Genomic DNA, 18,308 nt, shown 5'->3' on the forward strand with positions numbered 1-18,308 from the left:
GTGCGGGTGTGTTTAAAAGAGAGGAGTAAATGACAATGATGTATAAAAAAAGACTCATGACACCTGGTCCCACCGATGTCCCGCCTACAGTACTTTCTGAGGCAGGTAAGCCGATGATTCATCATCGGACTCCCCAATTCCGGAAGGTTTTGACCGGTGTGGTTGCAGGCCTCAAACGGATTTTTCAGACAGAAAATGATATGCTGGTTTTTCCTGCTGCCGGAACCGGCGGCATGGAATCAGCCATCGTCAACTTGTGCTCACCCGGAGATAAAATTTTGGTTGCATCTTGCGGTAATTTTGGTAACCGCTGGACAGCCATTGCTAAAGCTTATGCAGTGGAGAGCGAGCATTATGAGGTGGCTTGGGGTGAGGCGGTGGATCCTTTGGAAATTGAAAAACGTCTCCAGGCCAATAGCGGTATTAAAGCCGTTTATATTACCCTGTCGGAAACATCGACCGGCATTGAATCAGATGTTCAGAAAATCGGTGAGATTGTATCAAAATTTAAGGCAGTTCTGGTGGTGGATGCCATTTCCGGGCTGGGTGCAACGGCCATGAAAACCGATGAGTGGAAAGCGGATGTGGTTGTGGTTGGCGCGCAAAAGGGACTGATGATTCCGCCGGGATTGGCCATGATCTCTATTTCAAAAAAAGCCTGGGACGTGGTGAAGGAATCCACGTTGCCCAAATTTTATTTTAGTTGGGAAAAGAGCCGGAAATCCATGGTTGCCGAGGAATTGGCCAATACACCTTATACACCTTCCGTATCTTTGATTATGCAGTTGGCAGAGGCGATTAAAATTATTGAAAATGAGGGCCTGGAAGCGATTTGGGCGCGTCATGCAACCATGGCGGAAGCGACACGGGCAGCCATGGTTGCGCTGGGTCTGAAATTATTTGCGACCGGCAGCCCCAGTAATGCAGTGACCTCGATTTGTGTTCCTGACGGGGTAGACGGCGGAAAGTTGTTTAAAACAATTCGCGATACCTATGGCATTACATTGGCCGGTGGTCAGGGGCAGATTAAAGGAAAGATTTTTCGGATCGGGCATTTAGGCTATGCTGACGACTGGGATGTTATTGCTGCGGTTGCCGCAGTTGAACGGGCGCTTCAGGAACAAGGTTTTAAGTTTGAACTTGGAAAAGGTGTTGCTGCTGCCGAAAAAGTTTTGTTTGCAGGATCCTAAGATGGAGGGATGAGAAGATGTTTAAGGTACTGATTAGTGATAATTTGGCAGTAGAAGGCCAGGAAATTCTTAAGAATGATCCGGAGATTGAACTTGATGCACGGGAGAAAGTAACTGCAGAAGAATTGCTTAAAATTATTCCTGACTATGATGCATTGATTATCCGGAGTGCCAGCAAAGTTACCTTGGAGGTGCTGGAAGCGGCAAAAAAATTAAAGGTTATTGGTCGTGCTGGTGTTGGTATTGATAACATTGATCTGGCCGAGGCAACCCGGCGGGGTGTCATTGTGATGAATACGCCGGATGGCAACACGATTTCCACTGCGGAGCATACTTTTTCTTTGATTATGGCGATTTCGCGCAATATTCCCATGGCAGATAAATCAGTGAAAGAAGGGAAATGGGAGCGGAAGAAATTTATGGGAACAGAGCTCTACGGGAAGACGCTGGGTATTGTCGGGCTTGGCCGTATCGGCACCGAGCTGGCCAAGCGTGCGCAGTCTTTTGGTATGAAGATCATGGCATTTGATCCTTTTTTAACCAAAGAAAAAGCGGACAAATTGAGTGTGAAACTTGCAACCTTGGATGAAATTACAACTCAGGCGGACTACATTACGGTACATACGCCGAAAAATAAGGAAACGGCAGGCCTGTTTAGCAAAGCGCAATTTGCAAAAATGAAAAAAACCACCAGGATTATTAATTGCGCCCGCGGTGGGATTGTCAATCAACAGGATTTGAAAGAGGCATTGGAAAATGGTGTCGTAGCAGGTGCAGCACTGGATGTTTTTGATTCGGAGCCGCCTGAGGATAATGGGCTGTTTGCTCTCGGAAATATCGTTTTAACCCCGCATCTTGGTGCGTCGACAGAAGAAGCACAGATCAATGTCGGGATTATTATGGCAGAACAGGTAAGGGACGCACTCAAGGGTGGTATGATTCGCAGTGCGGTGAATATTCCTACGGTTGCACCGGAAATACTAAAGGAAATTGCTCCTTATCTTGACTTGGCGGAATGTTTGGGTAGTTTTCAGGCACAGATGCTGGAAGGTCAGTTGAAAAAAATAACCATTAAATATGCCGGAGATGTATGTGATAGCCCAACTGATTTGATTAGTGTGGCGGCGGTTAAAGGTTTTTTATCCAGCATGCTCTCTGAGTCTCTGAATTTTGTCAATGCCCGGGTCCTGGCAAAAGAGCGGGGTATTGAAATTGTAGAAACAACTTCCACGGATACGGTTGATTTTACCAGCACCATTGCCGTGCAGGTTGAAACAGACAAAGAAGATCGTGAAATCGTGGGGACATTGATTAGTAAGAAGCGTGAACCTTATGTCGTTTCTTTATTCGGCTATCACACAGATTTTATTCCCAAAGGAAATCTACTGGTTTTTACACACAAGGATGAACCCGGGATCGTCGGTAAGATGGGGTCGATTCTTGGAAACGGTGGGATTAATATTGCAACGCTGCGCATGGGACGCGACGAAATCGGCGGAGAAGCAGTCAGCATTTTAAGTGTTGACTCAGAAGTGCCGGGAAATATTTTGAAGGAATTAGCTCAGGCAGCAGATATCAAGACAATTAAAAATGTTAATTTGTAAATATTCAACACATTAAAAAGTGATTCTGCTACAAAATCCTTTTTGCTGTCTTTGCGAGGAGCGGTAGCGACGAAGCCCCGATCGGTTGGGGAATCGTACGGGACTTCCTGTGGTCGTAATGGGGGAGCAGCAGAATCACAAGTTAGGATAACAGCATGTCAAATTTAGTCATTGTAGGCGCCCAATGGGGCGATGAAGGAAAAGGGAAAATTATTGATTTGCTTTCCGAAAACGCGGATGCGGTAATTCGTTTTCAAGGCGGAAATAACGCAGGTCATACAGTTGTTTTCGGAGGGAAAAAGCATATCCTTCATCTTATCCCATGCGGTATTTTACATGATGATAAAATGTGCATCATTGGAAACGGCGTTGTGATTGATCCGCCGGCATTGCTGGCGGAAATCCAGGAACTTCGCGACAGCGGTATCGAGGTTAATGAAAATCTAAAAATCAGTGCATTGGCACCTGTGACCTTTTCATTTCATCGTGAATTGGACAAAGCGAAGGAAACAAAACGTGGAAAAGGAAAGATAGATACGACACATCGCGGGATCGGTCCGACCTATATTGATAAATATAGTCGAATTGGAATCCGTTTGATAGATTTATTGGATGAAAAGCGTTTGCGGATATGCCTGGAACGAAATCTGGAGGAAAAGAATTATCTTTTTGAAAATTATTATTCAATTAAGCCTTTTAAAATTGAGGAACTTTTGGTAGAATATCTTGCATATGGTGAGCAGTTAAAGCCATTTATTATGGATACCGTTCCCCTGATTAACTCCCTGTTGGAACAAAATAAAAAAGTTCTTTTTGAAGGGGCTCAGGGGACCTATCTGGATGTTGATTTTGGGACTTATCCATTCGTAACAGCATCGCATCCGACTGCAGGCGGTGCCAGCATTGGAACCGGCGTAGGACCTACGCGAATTGACCGTATTTTGGGTATCGTCAAAGCCTATACCACGCGGGTTGGTGCCGGACCGTTTCCTACAGAATGGGCGGATGGCGGTGAAGACCTCCGCAAGAAGGGGAAGGAATTTGGGGCAACCACAGGTCGCCCGCGTCGCTGTGGTTGGTTTGATGCAATTGGGGTCAGACGGGCACGGCTGGTGAATGGTTTTGACCATATCGCGCTCACCAAACTGGATGTTTTAAGTGGCTTAAGTGAGCTTAAAATTTGTATTAGCTATGATATTGATGGGGAAATTGTTGAAGATGTACCAACGGCTTTGGATGACGTTGAAAAAATAAAACCAGTTTATGAAACCTTGCCAGGTTGGCAGGAAGACATTACCGGTGTCAAATCGCGTGAAGCGCTACCGGAGAATGCCAAAAAATATATGGATCGAATTGAAGCGCTTATTGGCGCGAAAATATCAATAATCTCCCTCGGCGAAGACAGAACACAGACGATTGTTATAGATACCTTGTTTTAAGGTGAATGAGCCGGTAGCTCAGTTGGTAGAGCACCGCCCTTTTAAGGCGGCTGTCGAGAGTTCGAGACTCTCCCGGCTCACCATAACTTGTTATTTTATAAGTGTTTTGTTTTAAAATATTAAAAAAAACCACTAATTTTATTACAAAAATATTATTAATTATTTACAAAAAAGCAAGAGAAAAAGTTGACAAAAAATATAAATTAAGTTAAATTTAAATAAAGCGACACTCTTCGTCAAAGCGTGATTTTATGAAAGAGGCCTTCAGATGGGCTATAAAAGTTCCCGCAATAAAACGGCGACTATTTTAATACTTTTAAGTGTGTTTATTATAGGCGCTATATCCTTGAGTAGAGCTGAATCTGATAATTTAAGCAAACTAAAAAATTTGGCGGCAACACAATCCAAAAATCCCAATGCACAATTTAATCTCGGTTTGTATTATTTCCAACAGGGTAAATATATACTCTCATTAGCTTATCTTAAAAAGGTCATTCAACTTAATTCTAAAGACGAAGAAGCGCTGGTGCTGTTGGGATCGGTTTATTTGCGATTGGGAAATCTTCAGGATGCAGAAAAAAATCTGCGTAAAGTTCTGGATATTAATCCGGATAATATCGATGCAAGAAACAACCTGAGTCTGGTTTATCTGAATCTAAGTAGGCCGGATGATGCCATCAATGCTTTGCAGGAGAGCTTACGGCTTCAGCCGAATAATCTGGATGCACTTAATAAACTCGCTTTTATTTATGTAACTTTGAACCGGGCGGATGAAGCGATTCGGGTGTATAAAAAAATTCTAAACATTGATCCGAAATCCATTTATTCCTATGAGAGGCTGGCGCAGCTTTATTTTGATTTAAAAAAACATAGTGAAGTTATTAAGCTCTACGGGCAATCCAAAGCAAAGAAAGTGTCGGTGACGGCTAAATTTTTGAATAGGGTTGCATTCGCCCATTTTTATAAAGGTGAAGTGAAAGCGGCCTACGAATATTTTTCGCGCGCCCATAAAATAAATCCCGGGGATGCGGAGAGTCATTATGGAATGGGGTTGGTGGCTTATAAAAAAGCCAATCTAGATATCGCGCTAAAAAAATTCAAACAGGCGATAAAAATTAAAAAAGATTATATTGAAGCATACCGGCAACTTGCCGTGACCTATGAGGATAAGGGCGAATATATTAAGGCACTCTATTTTTACCGTCAGGTACTCAAAATTTCTCCCGCAGACCGTTCGGCCAAAAGAAATTACCGGACCATCCGAACCAAAGCAATTGATTATTATCTCCGTAAGGGCAGTAAGGCTTACTTTGATGGCGATTACGAGGCGGCGGTAAAAGCCTGGAGCAATGTCCGAAAACTTGATTCTAAAAATGCCACAGCCAATAAATTTATTAAAACCGCCAGGGTGAAGCTGGCCTCTAAAATCAACGAGCATAGCGATCGCGCCGAAGCTTATTTGCGGCGTGGTCTGCATCAGGAAGCCTATCGTGAATTCAGGGCCGCGTTGCGGTTGGATCCTAAAAACAAGAAGGCACGCCGCGGAATGGAACGGGTGAAATTAAAGCAAAAGGAAAAAGATGAGATTAAAACTGCGCAGGCATTAGACAGTATTAAACGGGGCGGGAATGTGAAAGCCGCATTGCGGGATCTAAAGAGTATTTCAAGAAAAGATCCCACCAATATTACTGCAAAGAGAATGGTTCGCAAAGTACAGACGGAACAAAAATCCGGTACGGAAAGAAATTATCGGAAGGGCATTGAGTTGTTTTCCAAAGGGAAATTGCGCGAAGCGATTGTTAGTTTGGAACGCGCCATGGAGATGGATCAAAACAATCAGGGCATTAAAAATCTTTTATATAAAGCCCGGACCCAACTGCGGGAAAATATTAAAGCGCTTATGGCGCGCGGGATTGAATTGGCCAATTCGGGTAGAATTCCGGAGTCCAAGGAGAAATTTACGGAAGTACTTAAATTGGACCCGGACAATTCCGAGGCCAATGACTATTTAAAGAAGTTTACAGGAAAAATAGCTCAGGTTACTGTTAGTAAAGAAGAAATTAAAAAACTGTATTATGACGGCGTATCGCTCTATTTGGACGGACAAAATCGCAGGGCAATTGAAGTGTGGAAAAAAATCCTTCTGTTGGACCCGGAAAATCAGGAAGCAAAAAGTTCTATTACCAAGGCGGAAATGGAATTGAAAGAAATGGAAAAACGTGGTATCAAATCACAGTAGGTTTTCAAGATTTTTAAAGAAAGGTCGGCTGCATGGCTATTGACAATACGGAAGCTAAAGTGCCAATCATAAAATTAAAATCCAAGCGTGGTTTGCGTTTTAAGTTTGTCCTTTCGATCACATTGCTTTTAACTCTGACAATTATTTTTATCAGTTTTTTTGCATTGCAAGGAGAGCAAAAGGCTTTGCGTGCCGAAATGGAGCAGCGTGGTATTACGATCGCCAAAAATATGGCAGTGAATGCAGCGAAACCACTTTTGCGGGGAGAGATTTTACCCTTGGCATCGTTGGTGAAGGATGCCATGGGGAACAAAGGTGTTATGTATGCGCTGTTGGTGGATGAAAATGGGATGATTGTTGCCCATAATAACATTTCTGAATCAGGGAAACCTTATCAACGCCCGCCAGGTGTTCTTACGCTTGAGAGTAAGTCGATTGCTATTTCTAAAATTTTTCAATATCAAACCGTCAAAACAGTGGATATTGCCATTCCAATTTTATTGCAGAACCGCGCCAAACTAGGGGAAGCTCATGTGGGACTGTCTCAAAAATTGATTGAGGAAGTCATCCAGGAAGCGGTTACCCAAATTATGGTGATTGCATTGGGGTTTATTATTACCGGGATGATTGTGACACTTATTTTAGTAAGTATTATTGTGCAACCCATTCGTGCCTTGGAGGCCGGTGCACAAATTGTTGGTCAAGGAAATCTTGATTATACCATCAAGGTTAAGAGTCAGGATGAAATAGGCAATCTGGCAAAAACATTTAATAAAATGACCAGTGATCTCAAGACCGCTCAAAAGAATTTAATTGAGAAAGAAAAACTGGAGCAAGAATTGGAAACCGCCCGGAAAATTCAGGCAGTTTTATTACCCAAATCCGATCCTGTGATTGAAGGTCTTCAAATTGTATCTTTTTATCAGTCTGCCAAGGAAGTCGGCGGGGACTATTACGATTTTCATAATATTAGTGATAATTTATTGGGCATCACGGTTGCCGACGTCTCTGGAAAGGGTATTCCGGGATGCTTGGGAATGGTGATGACCCGTAGTATTTTACGTTCACAAATTCATCTGCTGGATGCATATAAAGTAATTTCAAAAACCAATTCACTTTTATATAAAGATATTAAACGCGGGATGTTTGTGACCATGTTTCATTTGCTTTTAGATATAAAGAAGAAGACGATTAATTGTGCCAATGCGGGTCACAATCCCTTAATCGTTGGGCATGCCGACGGTAAAGTGGATATGTTTAATCCTTCTGGAATAGCCTTGGGCCTGGATAAAGGTGTCCGGTTTGACAAAAAGACGCAGTCAGTTAATATTCAATTATATCCAGGTGATGTTTTTGTGCTATACACCGATGGTGTGACCGAGGCGATGAATAACAATGAAGAAGAATTTACTGAAGAAAGGCTGGCTGAAGTGGTTGGCCGAAACGTCTCAAAAAGTTCACAGGAATTGAATGATACCATTATTAATGAATTAATGGATTTTACCGCTGGGGCACCGCAACATGATGATATTACGCTACTGACGGTAAAAATTGGGTAGATCTGTAAAAAAAGTGTTTCATTATAAGGATTTTTATGATAAACTGCCTGCCAATGTGAGCGGGTGGAGGTGTGTGAATGAAAAAAATTAACGTTAATGTGCAAAACTCATCCATCAATACAGAATGTACTGTTATTGATGTAGAGGGCTTTTTGGATGCCTATACGGTGGCTGAATTGGAAGAAACGTTTAATCGCTTGATTAAAGAACAAAAGTTCAAATTGATTGTAAATCTTGCCAAATTAGACTATATCAGTAGTGCCGGTTTGGGAACATTTATGGGTGTTATTGATGAGATTCGCGACAACGATGGTGATATTATTTTAATCAATCTCTCGCCGAAGATCTTTAAAGTGTTTGATCTTTTAGGATTTTCTGAATTATTTGAGATTGTGGATAATGAAGCTGCGGCGGTTGCGAAATTCATTGAAGGGCAATAATTTGTGTTGGTATTGTGTATCAACCTTCTCGAAAAATCCACCGTGTAAAAATAAAAGGGCAGTTTTGGCATTAAAAACGTCTTGCACATTTTTTAAAACCGGATTTTATTGTGCTGGCGCGAATACGCTGGGCAGCCTGCCCGGCTTGCCCAGCGTATTCGGGGGCGAATGTCGGATGCCGGGTAAGCCCGTGGATTTTTATAATTTGAAAATATCTCGACCCACAAGGGTTTTGGTGTAATGGTTATTTCAATACTACGAATCGGGAATTCGGCGTATGCAGGCTCATCATTTTGAAATTATTGTGGATTGTAAAGAAATGGTATCTGGAGAACCGGCAAAAATTACGGTCAGGGCGGTGGATCCGACCGGTAATTCAATAGAGACATATCATGGTCAACCTCATTTGATTGTTGATAAAGGATTGATTTCACCGGTTTTGGCCAGAGGATTTCAAAAGGGTGTCTGGCAATCGGATTTTATCCTGACCGGCCCGGGACAGGTGAAAATCAGGGTCTGGGATAAAGATGGTGTGGGTGAGACATCGCTTCGTGTTGTAGAAACAGGTCAGTTAGTATCCTTTCCGGTTGATGTCAAATGCCCCGGATGCGAAAAAAAGAATATTGCCGGGAAAATCGATGTTTTTCGATGTATTCATTGCAATGAAATTTATTATGTGGATAAATTTGGACATGTAATTCCATTGAAGCATGGAAAAAACAGCGAGATGGGATATGTTAAGTATTTGGAATTTAAAATTCCCAGTGATGTTAATTATTTAAATCATGTGCGGAATTTTATCGTTGGTATATCAAGTGAAGAAAATATTGATGAAGAAAAAATAGCTCAGATTGAGATGTCGCTTGACGAAGCGCTTGCGAATGTGGTCGAGCATGCCTATTCTTTTGATCCATATCAAGAAATTCAAGTTGAAGCCTGGCTATATTCTGATAAACTGGAAATAGTCATCCGGGACCATGGTCGTTCTTTTGACAGTGACAACACACCACTGCCTGATTTGAAAAAGCATATTGAAGAACGGCGTGTCGGAGGGCTGGGACGGTATCTGATCGTCAAGTTTATGGATGAAGTGCACTACCGGAGTGATAATCATATCAATGAACTGAGAATTTTAAAGCGTTTTTAATATGTTAGCTGTGAATTTACCGGCTTTTCAGCCGACCGCAGTATGCCGGGCAGGCTGACCATGGCGTTCGCGCCGGCACGATAAGAAAAAGTGTGTTTTTTTCTAAAAGTGTTATGATGAAGATGCCGGTTGAACTGGTTTGGCGTTCGACTGAGCAAGGGGATTTGACAAGGAGTTCATTTTGTTAGAATTCAAAAACCCATTTTTACAGAGAAGCAAGTTTATGTTTATTCTTTATGGCAGCCTGGTTATTATTATTGGGCTGGTCTTCACCGCCTTTTTGGGTTATCGATTGCTGGATACAAAATTGGGTATTCCCCTCGTGGCAATCAGCCTTTTTTTAGTTGTTATTACAGTTTTTACAAATTATCTGATGTTTTCCCAGTTATTTAAACCGATCCAACTACTTATCCGAGAAACCGAGGAAACCCTGCAAGGAATGCGAAAAGGCGGGATATCTCTGGTGCGGGATGATGAAATCGGTCTTTTGGCGAATAATTTTAATCAGATTGTTCTGGATGCTCAAATGAAACGAATGGAGCTTGAGACCTCCAACCGGGAATTGGCCTCCCACGCTGAAATTATTGAAAAAACCTATCGTGAACTGGATAAAAAAGTTTACGATCTTTTCACGCTTTTTAATATTGGGAAAGAACTGAATTCGACCCTTTCTGTGGAATCAATTTTAAAAATAACCTGTTTTACTTCTATGGGGCAGTTGGGAATTACGACAATGACCATTCTGTTTTTAGAAGGCGGCGAAAACGAACGGACGATGTCCAAAGTTTATGTAAAAGGGATGCGCAAGGATCCCAACCGGCCGGAAACGCTGCGCACCAGTGAAGAATTTCTGAATTTTTTACGACTGCATGAACAGTCCTTATTAATTGAGGAAATGGAAGCCAAACCGGAATATAAAGCGGAATTGGATTTTTTCAATGCATACAAGGCACATCTTGTGGCACCCTTGATGGCCAAAGACCAGATTATCGGTGTTATGCTTCTGGGACGGAAACTATCGCAGGATGAATTTGCGCAGGGGGAAAAAGATTTTATCAATACGCTGGCATCTTTGTCTGCATTGGCGCTTCGCAATGCCCGCCACTATGAACAAGCAATTACTGATGCAATGACCAAGTTGTTTTTAAAGCGCTATTTTCAGATTAGACTTGATGACGAAATAAAGCGTGCCGGCCGTTATCATAACAAAATGACATTGATGATGATGGATATTGATCATTTTAAGCGGATTAATGACACCTACGGTCATACCAAAGGGGATGAAGTGCTGATAGCCGTTGCCAATGCGATTAAGGATAATTTCCGTGATGTGGATGTCGCGGCGCGTTATGGCGGTGAGGAATTTTCGGTTATTATGCCTGAAGTTTCCAAGGAAGATGCCCTGATTCCGGCGGAACGTCTTCGGAAAGCGGTTGAGAGCATCCCGTTTGTTTTAAACGGCGAGAATGTGACAATGACGATTTCCATTGGGTTGGCCGAGTTTTCAAAAGATGCACAAACACCATTACTGCTGATAGAAGCGGCGGACGCCGCTTTGTACCGTTCCAAGGAAAATGGACGGAATCAAACCACCACCGCCTAAATAGCCTATGCCGCGTAAGCCGAAAAAGAAGAAAAAAGTAAAAGTGTCACGCCCGATACCATGGCTGAAATGGATTGTCGGTACGTTGCTGCTTATTCCCGGTTTTTTTTCCACCCTGGTCATCATTAGTCACTTTCGGAAATTTACCTTTGGCACACCAACGCAACTGGCGCTGATTACAGGTGCCGGCATTTATCTGGTGATGCACCTATTGCTGTGGAAACCGGTATTTATGCATGTGATGGGGCATGAGTTGACGCATGCTTTTTGGGCAGTTATTCTTGGGGGGCGTATTAAATCCTTGCTGGTTTCGCGGGAAGGCGGCCAGGTAACGCTGTCAAAAACAAATTTTTTTATTGCATTGGCACCCTATTTTTTTCCGATTTATACATTTCTTATTTTGCCGATCTATTTTATTGCGGCACCTAAATTTTATTCAGTATTGGCATTTTTTGTTGGATTTACGCTTGCGTTTCATATCGGACTTACATTGCATTCATTGCGGGACCAACAGAGTGATATTGTGCAGGTGGGGACGTATTTTTCTTTGTCATTTGTATATTTTATGAATATTTTGGTTTTGGCCATCATTATTTCTGTTATTTCACCGGAAGTGATGACACTGGTGGAATTTTTTAAAGAAACCTGGGTGTTGTTTTTTCGATTTGTATTATGGTTTGGTGATATTATTTTTGAGTTTTTGGAAAATACTTGGTGGATCACGACTGGAAACGGTAGAGCATGAAATTAAGAAACATCCTTTTTAGTCTGGCGGGCGGTTTGCTGGCAACCATGGCTTTTCCTAATCCGGTGTTTTATAAACTGCAATGGCAGGGAGGTTTTTTGGCCTTTGTTTGTTTGGTGCCCTTGCTCATGGTACGCAGTCCGCAGCGGCCCTGGTCGGCATGGCGCCTGGGATTTGTTTTTGGGATGGTTTATTTAGGCGGGGCGATCCTTTGGATGGCTGGGATGAAATCAATGCATCCGCTCGGTCCGCTGGCATGGTTGATTCTTTCTGCTTATCTGGCGTGTTACCCGGCTTTGTTTTTGTGGGCCTATCACAAATTACTTGCACGCAGGATTTCTGTTTGGATTGCAGCACCCATGCTTTGGATCGTGCTTGAATATGTTCGGGATTATTTGATTTCCGGTTTTCCCTGGGTTGCGTTGGGGTATGCACATTATCAGAATCCTTTCATGCTTGCCGTCGCACCGGTGACCGGCGTCTGGGGACTTTCCTGGATAACCGTTTTGGTTAATGTTGGTGTTTATAAAATTTTGGTAAAAATATTTCCGAAAATTGCAGGCGAGGATACGGTTCGCGGCACACCCCCGGTTGACAGACGACAGGGGTGGTTACGCCAGAGTGGTCTGCTGCTTATGCTTTTACTCCTTATGGGGGGTGTTTTGTATGAGAAAAAAGCTTATGACCAGGAGCAGTTAAAGGTATCGGAATATTCAGTAGCTGCATTGCAAGGAAATATTGATCAAAATCAACCGTGGGATCAGGCCTATCAGAAAAAAACGCTTGAAGTCTATGCCAAACTAACGGCAGATGCCAAGCAAGCCGGCGCCGAATTAAGTGTTTGGCCTGAGACCGCTTTTCCGGGGATATTTAGTTTGGATCAACAATTATCCTTAATTATTCGAGATTGGTCGCGGCGATTCCAGATGGCCCAACTGGTGGGGACGGATGAAGTTGAAAAATCTTCAGGAAAAGAATATCTGTATTTTAATACACTGCTTCTGATTGATGCGCAGGGGAACCATCGGGGGCAAACAGCAAAACGGCATTTGGTCCCATTTGGAGAGTACGTGCCCATGAAAGATTCATTGTTGTTTTTTGTTCATAAGGTGGTGCGCCGGTATGGGGGGGCAGGCTGGACCCCTGGTAGGGAACGAAAAGTACTGAAGTTGGGCAAAGGCGTTGTGGGTGGGTTGATTTGTTTTGAAAGTATTTTTTCGCGTTATGGCAGAGAGTTGGTAAAAAAAGGGAGTAATCTTTTAGTCGTTATTTCAAATGATACTTGGTTTGGTAAAACGGCAGCACCTGCCCAACATACATCGTTTTCTGTTTTACGTGCAGCGGAGACTTCCCGATATTTGGTCCGTGCCGCGACGACAGGGTATTCATGCATCATTTCTCCGCGGGGCCGGATTTTAACGGCACTTCCGATTGATCAGGCTGGTCAAATTACAAGCACTGTTCGATTATTACATCATCAGACACTGTTTGTGCGCTATGGGAATTGGCTTTGCTGGATTTGTGGATTTGTGTTATTCTTGGAAATCTTTTTGCCTTTGGCAATCCTGAAGACACGCCGCAGGTTTGGCTGGGAATAAATTTTGAATTCAAATTAAAACAATGTAAAAGGAGAAACGGGATGGATGTGGTCATTGTAGGTTCCGTGGCGCTGGATGATGTAAAGACCCCGGAGGGTGAGGTGAAAGATGCGCTCGGCGGATCAGCGGTATACGCATCTTTATCCGCCGGTTACTTTACCTCGCCGGGGATTGTAGGTGTTGTGGGGGAGGATTTTTCTGATGCACATGTTGCATTGCTGGAAAAACATGGCGTATCTTCTGTGGGCTTGGAAAGAACCCAGGGAAAAACATTTCATTGGGAAGGTTATTACGAAAAAGAGATGGGGACGGCATTTACAGTGGATACTCAGCTAAATGTTTTTGCCGTTTTTTCACCGAAAATCCCCGGGAAGTATAAAGATGCACCGTTTCTTTTTTTGGCCAATATTGATCCGGAACTGCAGTTGGAAGTGTTGGATGCCATGGATCGGCCCCGGTTTGTGATGTTGGATACAATGAATCTTTGGATTGACATTAAGCGCGCGGCATTGCTTGAGGTCATCAAGCGTGTCGATATGGTTGTGGTTAATGATGCAGAGGCCAGACAGTTATCCGGCCAATCCAATCTTATTTCAGCAGCCCGCTGGATTCAGGCGCTGGGGCCTAAAGGCGTGGCGGTTAAAAAAGGGGAACATGGTGCCTTGGTGTTTTGGGAAACAGCGATGGGGGTTTTGCCCGCCTTTCCGGTGGTTGCTGTGAAGGACCCGACCGGTGCCGGAGATACCTTTGCCGGCGGATTGATTGGCGCTTTGGCCCAACAAAATGAAATTACGATCGACACCTTGAAAACTGCGGCTTCCGTTGGGACGGTTATGGCGTCTTTCACAGTGGAAGATTTTTCAGTCAATCGTCTTGCCGGATTGACTGAAAATGATATTGGTGACCGGCACAAAAAATTAAAACAGATATCTGAAATACGTGATAGCGCTTTGACCATTTCGTGTTCGGGAAAATAGCGTATGAAAACGCGAGAGAGGTAGCAGATGAATTCAAATAAATTGAACAGAATCCCACCTTATATTTTAGCAAAAGTAACTGCAGGAACGAAAACAGCACGCTTGCGCGGTGAAGATATTATTGATTTTGGGATGGGAAATCCCGATATGGGAACACCCCAACACATTGTTGACAAACTGGTGGAGGCAGTGCAAAAACCACAGAACCATCGCTATTCCGTCTCAAAAGGGGTTTTTAAACTGCGTGAGGCTGTCTGTCAGTGGTACGCAAGACGGTTTGATGTTGACCTGGACCCTGACCGTGAAGCGATTGCCACTATCGGTGCCAAAGAAGGTATTTCTCATTTAATGCTGGCGTTGTTGGATCCGGGCGATGCGGTTATCGTACCGACGCCATGCTATCCCATCCACGCCTATTCAGTGGTTTTGGCGGAAGGCAATGTGATCGGAATTCCATTTAAGCCGGGGGAGGATATTTACCCGAAAATTGTCGATGCCTGTAAAAATGCTTGGCCGAAACCTAAGGCGATCATCCTTTCATATCCGCAGAATCCTACAGGTACAACGGTGGAGCTTGAATTCTTTGAAAAAATTGTTGCACTGGCCAAACAGGAGAAATTTTTGGTCATCCACGATCATGCGTATGCTGAACTGTGTTTTGATGACTATAAATCGCCAAGTTTTCTTCAAGTGCCGGATGCCAAGGACGTTGGGGTGGAATTTTATTCAGTCTCAAAGACGTATAATATGCCGGGATGGCGGATCGGTTTTATGGTAGGAAATCATGAGGCGGTCGGCATATTAAGCAGAATAAAAAGCTATCTGGATTACGGAATGTTTGCGCCAATTCAGATAGCCGGGATTTGTGCGCTCAATGGGCCGCAAGACTGCGTGAAGGAAATCGTGGATACTTATAAATTCCGGCGTGATACCCTAGTTGACGGGTTGAATAAATTGGGGTGGAATGTTCCGAAACCGGATGCCACAATGTTTGTCTGGGCACCGATTCCTGAAAAATATAAAGAAATGCCGTCTGTTGATTTTGCCATGAAAATGTTGGATGAGGCCAAAGTGGCTGTGTCACCGGGCGCGGGTTTCGGCGAAGGCGGGGAAGGTTTTGTCCGGTTCGCTTTGATTGAAAATGAGGAAAGAATCCGGCAGGCATTGCGCGGTATCAAGAAAATGTTTTGCTAGACGATTATTTATAATTTATTGATTTTTGGTGCCGGTGAGATGGGGATAGTAAACCAGAAACGACTCCCTTCATTGATCCGGCTTTCAACCTGGATTTCCGAACCATGTGCCTCAAGGATTTCTTTTACAATCGCAAGTCCTAATCCGGTTCCGACATATTTACGCGTGGAAGACGAATCAACCTGAAAAAAACGTTGGAAAATTTTCTTGATTGATTTTTTGGGGATGCCGGCTCCGGTATCGACAATACTGACTTCGAGTCGTTTTTCTTCGTTTTTTAGTTCCTTATCAGTGCCGGGTGCCAGTACTTTAAGTATGATTTTGACGGAGCCGTTTTCCGTGAATTTGATGGCATTGGTAACCAGATTTTGTAAAACTTGTTGGATTTTATGCCGGTGCATTCTGACCATGACAGGATGCTTCGGACCTTGCCATAGCAATTTAATGCCTTTATTTTTTGCCAGTTCAATTGTATCGGAAATAACATCTGAGACCAGTTCCTGGAAAATCAATACTTCCATATTTTTTAAAAGCATTTTTTGATCTTGGATTTTTGCCAATGTTAGCAGGTCATTAATAAGGTTTAATAGGTTGTTGACATTGCGGCTCATGATTTGGAATTTTTCTTTTTGATCAGCACTTAGGACGCCGATTTTATCGGTTGAAAAAAGCTCGATATAAGTTTTGATTGTCGTGATTGGCGTCCGAAGTTCATGGGATACATTGGAAAGAATGCGGTTTTTAAAACGGTCCATTTCCTGGAGATCCTTATTAACCTCTTCACGTTCCTTGATTTTAAGCTGCAGTTCAATATACAAGAGGGCATTTTCCACTGCGATCCCCAGTTCGTCGCCAATACGGGTCAGCTGGTCAAGGTCCTTGTAATGGAGGAAATATTTTTGGTTGCTGGCAATCGCGAGAAGTCCGACAATACGTTTTTTTGAACGGAGAGGAACCAGCAAGAGGTCGCGGATATTGTCCGTTGCATCCAAAGTCTGGGATTTGAAATGACGCGCAACATCCCGGATAAGGGATGGTTTGCCCGATGTATACATTTTTTTCATGAGTCCCTGAAGAAATGAGAAATCACGTAAGCGGGAAACAGTATTCTCTGAGATGCCCAGATAAGAGACGAGGCTCATGCGTTTGAGCTGTGGATCAAAAACATAAATCCAACCGGAAAAAGTTTGCATCATCTGGAGAATTTTTCTTAAGCTGCGATCAAGGAAAGTATTGAGATCGATGGATTGGTTGATGATGCTGGTGATCTCATTGAAAAAAGTAAGTTTACGCGTTTTTTTTTGGATTTCTTCATTTCGGAAGACCAGGGTATGCACCATTTGATTAAATGTTTGGGTGAGACGTCCGATCTCATCTTGCGACCTTACAGGAAGCGGCTCTGCCAGTAATCCGGCTTCAAATAATTTAATACCGTCCTCCAGTTCTTCCAATGGACGCATGACTTGGGATATGAAGAGGAGACCTGCACTCAGTGTGAAAAGGAGTGGGCCGGTTAAGAGCGCCAGAAGTATCCAGCGCATACGAAAAATGCGGCGCGTGATAATCTCCGAATCCTGTTCCAGAAACACCCCCCAATCCAATTGGTTGCAGTGCGCGTAGGTTCTGAAAACATTGACGCCTTGATCATTTGGGGAGGTGAGCACTTTGGAACCCGAATAGGCAAAAGCGGGATTTTGTGCGGAAGAAAGTCTTTCGTGAACTAAAAGTAAATACTGTTTAATCCGACTGCCCTGAGCAAGTCTGGGATGAAAAAGAATTTTTCCCTCGCGATTCACCAGGGCAAATTCAGTTTTAGGTCCGAAATGCCATTTTTGAATGGCAGCTATAAGATCATCAAGAGATAAAAAAATTGTTAAAAAATCCCGATTTTCATCAGCATTCGTAAAGGGGATCGTGTATTTTAGCGGGATGGCCAATTCGCCGAGTTCTTTGAAGTAACATGCGTTTCCGATTGCATAGGAAACACTTTTGATGGTTTTATTATGCGGGGGCAAAAAAAGAGCGCTGGGAATTAAGGGGACTTTTTTTCCCGGATTAGTATTTTTTGAGTAGATCCGATTGCCATCGAAATCCTCCAGGGTTATCGCAGAGATGATCGGGAAAGCAGTGGTGAGGTCCATAAAAGCGGATTGGAAGAAATCAGGATTTTGGAAATTTGAGGTATGCCATCGGGAAATCATACCGGCAATTCTTTCGAATTGGTTTATATAGTAAGAATCAATGAACCGCGCCAGTTCGCCGGAATAACTTTGATTTTGTTTCTCGTTATTCCATGAAATATAGGAGGTCTTGGTTCGCATGGCAAAAAAAGCGAAAAAAATAAAATTCATTGCGGTTAATGCTAAAACGATGAGTAATAATTTATTACGGATTTTATTTTGGAAAATGACGTGATGCCACAGCAAGCGCCAATAGATGCCTAGTTTATGAAAAGGAGTACGGTGCGTCATGGGGATATTGTATTTCGAAATGAAAGAAAAATCAAGAAAGCACTCAAGTGTTTGACAATATTATTTGGGTGCATTACAATAGCATATCAAAAAAATAAAATG

13 protein-coding genes and 1 tRNA gene are annotated in these 18,308 nt (G+C 43.1%); 13 read left to right on the top strand and 1 reads right to left on the bottom strand.

The window, feature by feature from the left end; genetic code table 11:
- Nucleotides 1–35 precede the first annotated feature (35 nt).
- The 13 genes from K8S19_02565 to K8S19_02625 all read left to right on the top strand — a co-directional run bounded on the left by K8S19_02565 (nt 36) and on the right by K8S19_02625 (nt 15,735).
- Complete coding sequence (locus K8S19_02565) at nt 36–1,190, top strand: alanine--glyoxylate aminotransferase family protein (GenBank protein ID MCD4812563.1); 1,155 nt, start codon at nt 36–38, stop codon at nt 1,188–1,190.
- A gap of 17 nt (nt 1,191–1,207) precedes the next feature.
- Entirely contained in the window at nt 1,208–2,794 is a 1,587-nt protein-coding gene (gene serA / locus K8S19_02570) for a phosphoglycerate dehydrogenase (protein ID MCD4812564.1), read from the top strand.
- A 155-nt stretch (nt 2,795–2,949) separates the two neighbouring features.
- A complete protein-coding gene (locus K8S19_02575) occupies nt 2,950–4,233 on the top strand; it encodes an adenylosuccinate synthase (GenBank protein MCD4812565.1) in 1,284 nt (427 codons plus the stop codon).
- 7 nt (nt 4,234–4,240) lie between these two features.
- Nucleotides 4,241–4,316: transfer RNA gene (locus K8S19_02580), tRNA-Lys, on the top strand.
- A 263-nt stretch (nt 4,317–4,579) separates the two neighbouring features.
- Nucleotides 4,580–6,472, top strand: a complete 1,893-nt coding sequence (locus K8S19_02585; GenBank protein ID MCD4812566.1) for a tetratricopeptide repeat protein — start codon at nt 4,580–4,582, stop codon at nt 6,470–6,472.
- Nucleotides 6,473–6,504: 32 nt separating this feature from the next.
- Entirely contained in the window at nt 6,505–8,031 is a 1,527-nt protein-coding gene (locus K8S19_02590; GenBank protein ID MCD4812567.1) for a SpoIIE family protein phosphatase, read from the top strand.
- Nucleotides 8,032–8,108: 77 nt separating this feature from the next.
- Nucleotides 8,109–8,471, top strand: a complete 363-nt coding sequence (locus K8S19_02595; GenBank protein MCD4812568.1) for an STAS domain-containing protein — start codon at nt 8,109–8,111, stop codon at nt 8,469–8,471.
- A gap of 277 nt (nt 8,472–8,748) precedes the next feature.
- The gene (locus K8S19_02600; protein ID MCD4812569.1) at nt 8,749–9,618 is read left to right on the top strand and encodes an ATP-binding protein; all 870 of its coding nucleotides are present in this window, start codon (nt 8,749–8,751) and stop codon (nt 9,616–9,618) included.
- Nucleotides 9,619–9,841: 223 nt separating this feature from the next.
- Nucleotides 9,842–11,221, top strand: a complete 1,380-nt coding sequence (locus tag K8S19_02605; protein ID MCD4812570.1) for a diguanylate cyclase — start codon at nt 9,842–9,844, stop codon at nt 11,219–11,221.
- Between the two features lie 43 nt (nt 11,222–11,264).
- Nucleotides 11,265–11,966: a hypothetical protein gene (locus K8S19_02610; protein ID MCD4812571.1), complete on the top strand. Its 702-nt coding sequence runs from the start codon at nt 11,265–11,267 to the stop codon at nt 11,964–11,966.
- Complete coding sequence (lnt, locus tag K8S19_02615; protein ID MCD4812572.1) at nt 11,963–13,564, top strand: apolipoprotein N-acyltransferase; 1,602 nt, start codon at nt 11,963–11,965, stop codon at nt 13,562–13,564. The genes K8S19_02610 and lnt overlap by 4 nt, the downstream gene beginning before the upstream one ends.
- A 41-nt stretch (nt 13,565–13,605) precedes the next feature.
- The gene (locus K8S19_02620) at nt 13,606–14,541 is read left to right on the top strand and encodes a sugar kinase (GenBank protein ID MCD4812573.1); all 936 of its coding nucleotides are present in this window, start codon (nt 13,606–13,608) and stop codon (nt 14,539–14,541) included.
- A 27-nt stretch (nt 14,542–14,568) separates the two neighbouring features.
- Nucleotides 14,569–15,735 carry an aminotransferase class I/II-fold pyridoxal phosphate-dependent enzyme gene (locus K8S19_02625; protein MCD4812574.1) on the top strand — a complete coding sequence of 389 codons (1,167 nt, stop codon included), beginning with the start codon at nt 14,569–14,571 and terminating at the stop codon, nt 15,733–15,735.
- Nucleotides 15,736–15,743: 8 nt separating this feature from the next.
- Here the strand turns inward: K8S19_02625 and K8S19_02630 are convergent, their stop codons facing one another.
- Complete coding sequence (locus K8S19_02630) at nt 15,744–18,086, bottom strand: GAF domain-containing protein (GenBank protein MCD4812575.1); 2,343 nt, start codon at nt 18,084–18,086, stop codon at nt 15,744–15,746.
- Nucleotides 18,087–18,308: the final 222 nt, after the last annotated feature.

This window comes from bacterium (assembly GCA_021108215.1).
Taxonomy (GTDB): domain Bacteria; phylum Oederibacteriota; class JAAXVQ01; order JAAXVQ01; family JAUVAV01; genus JAIORK01.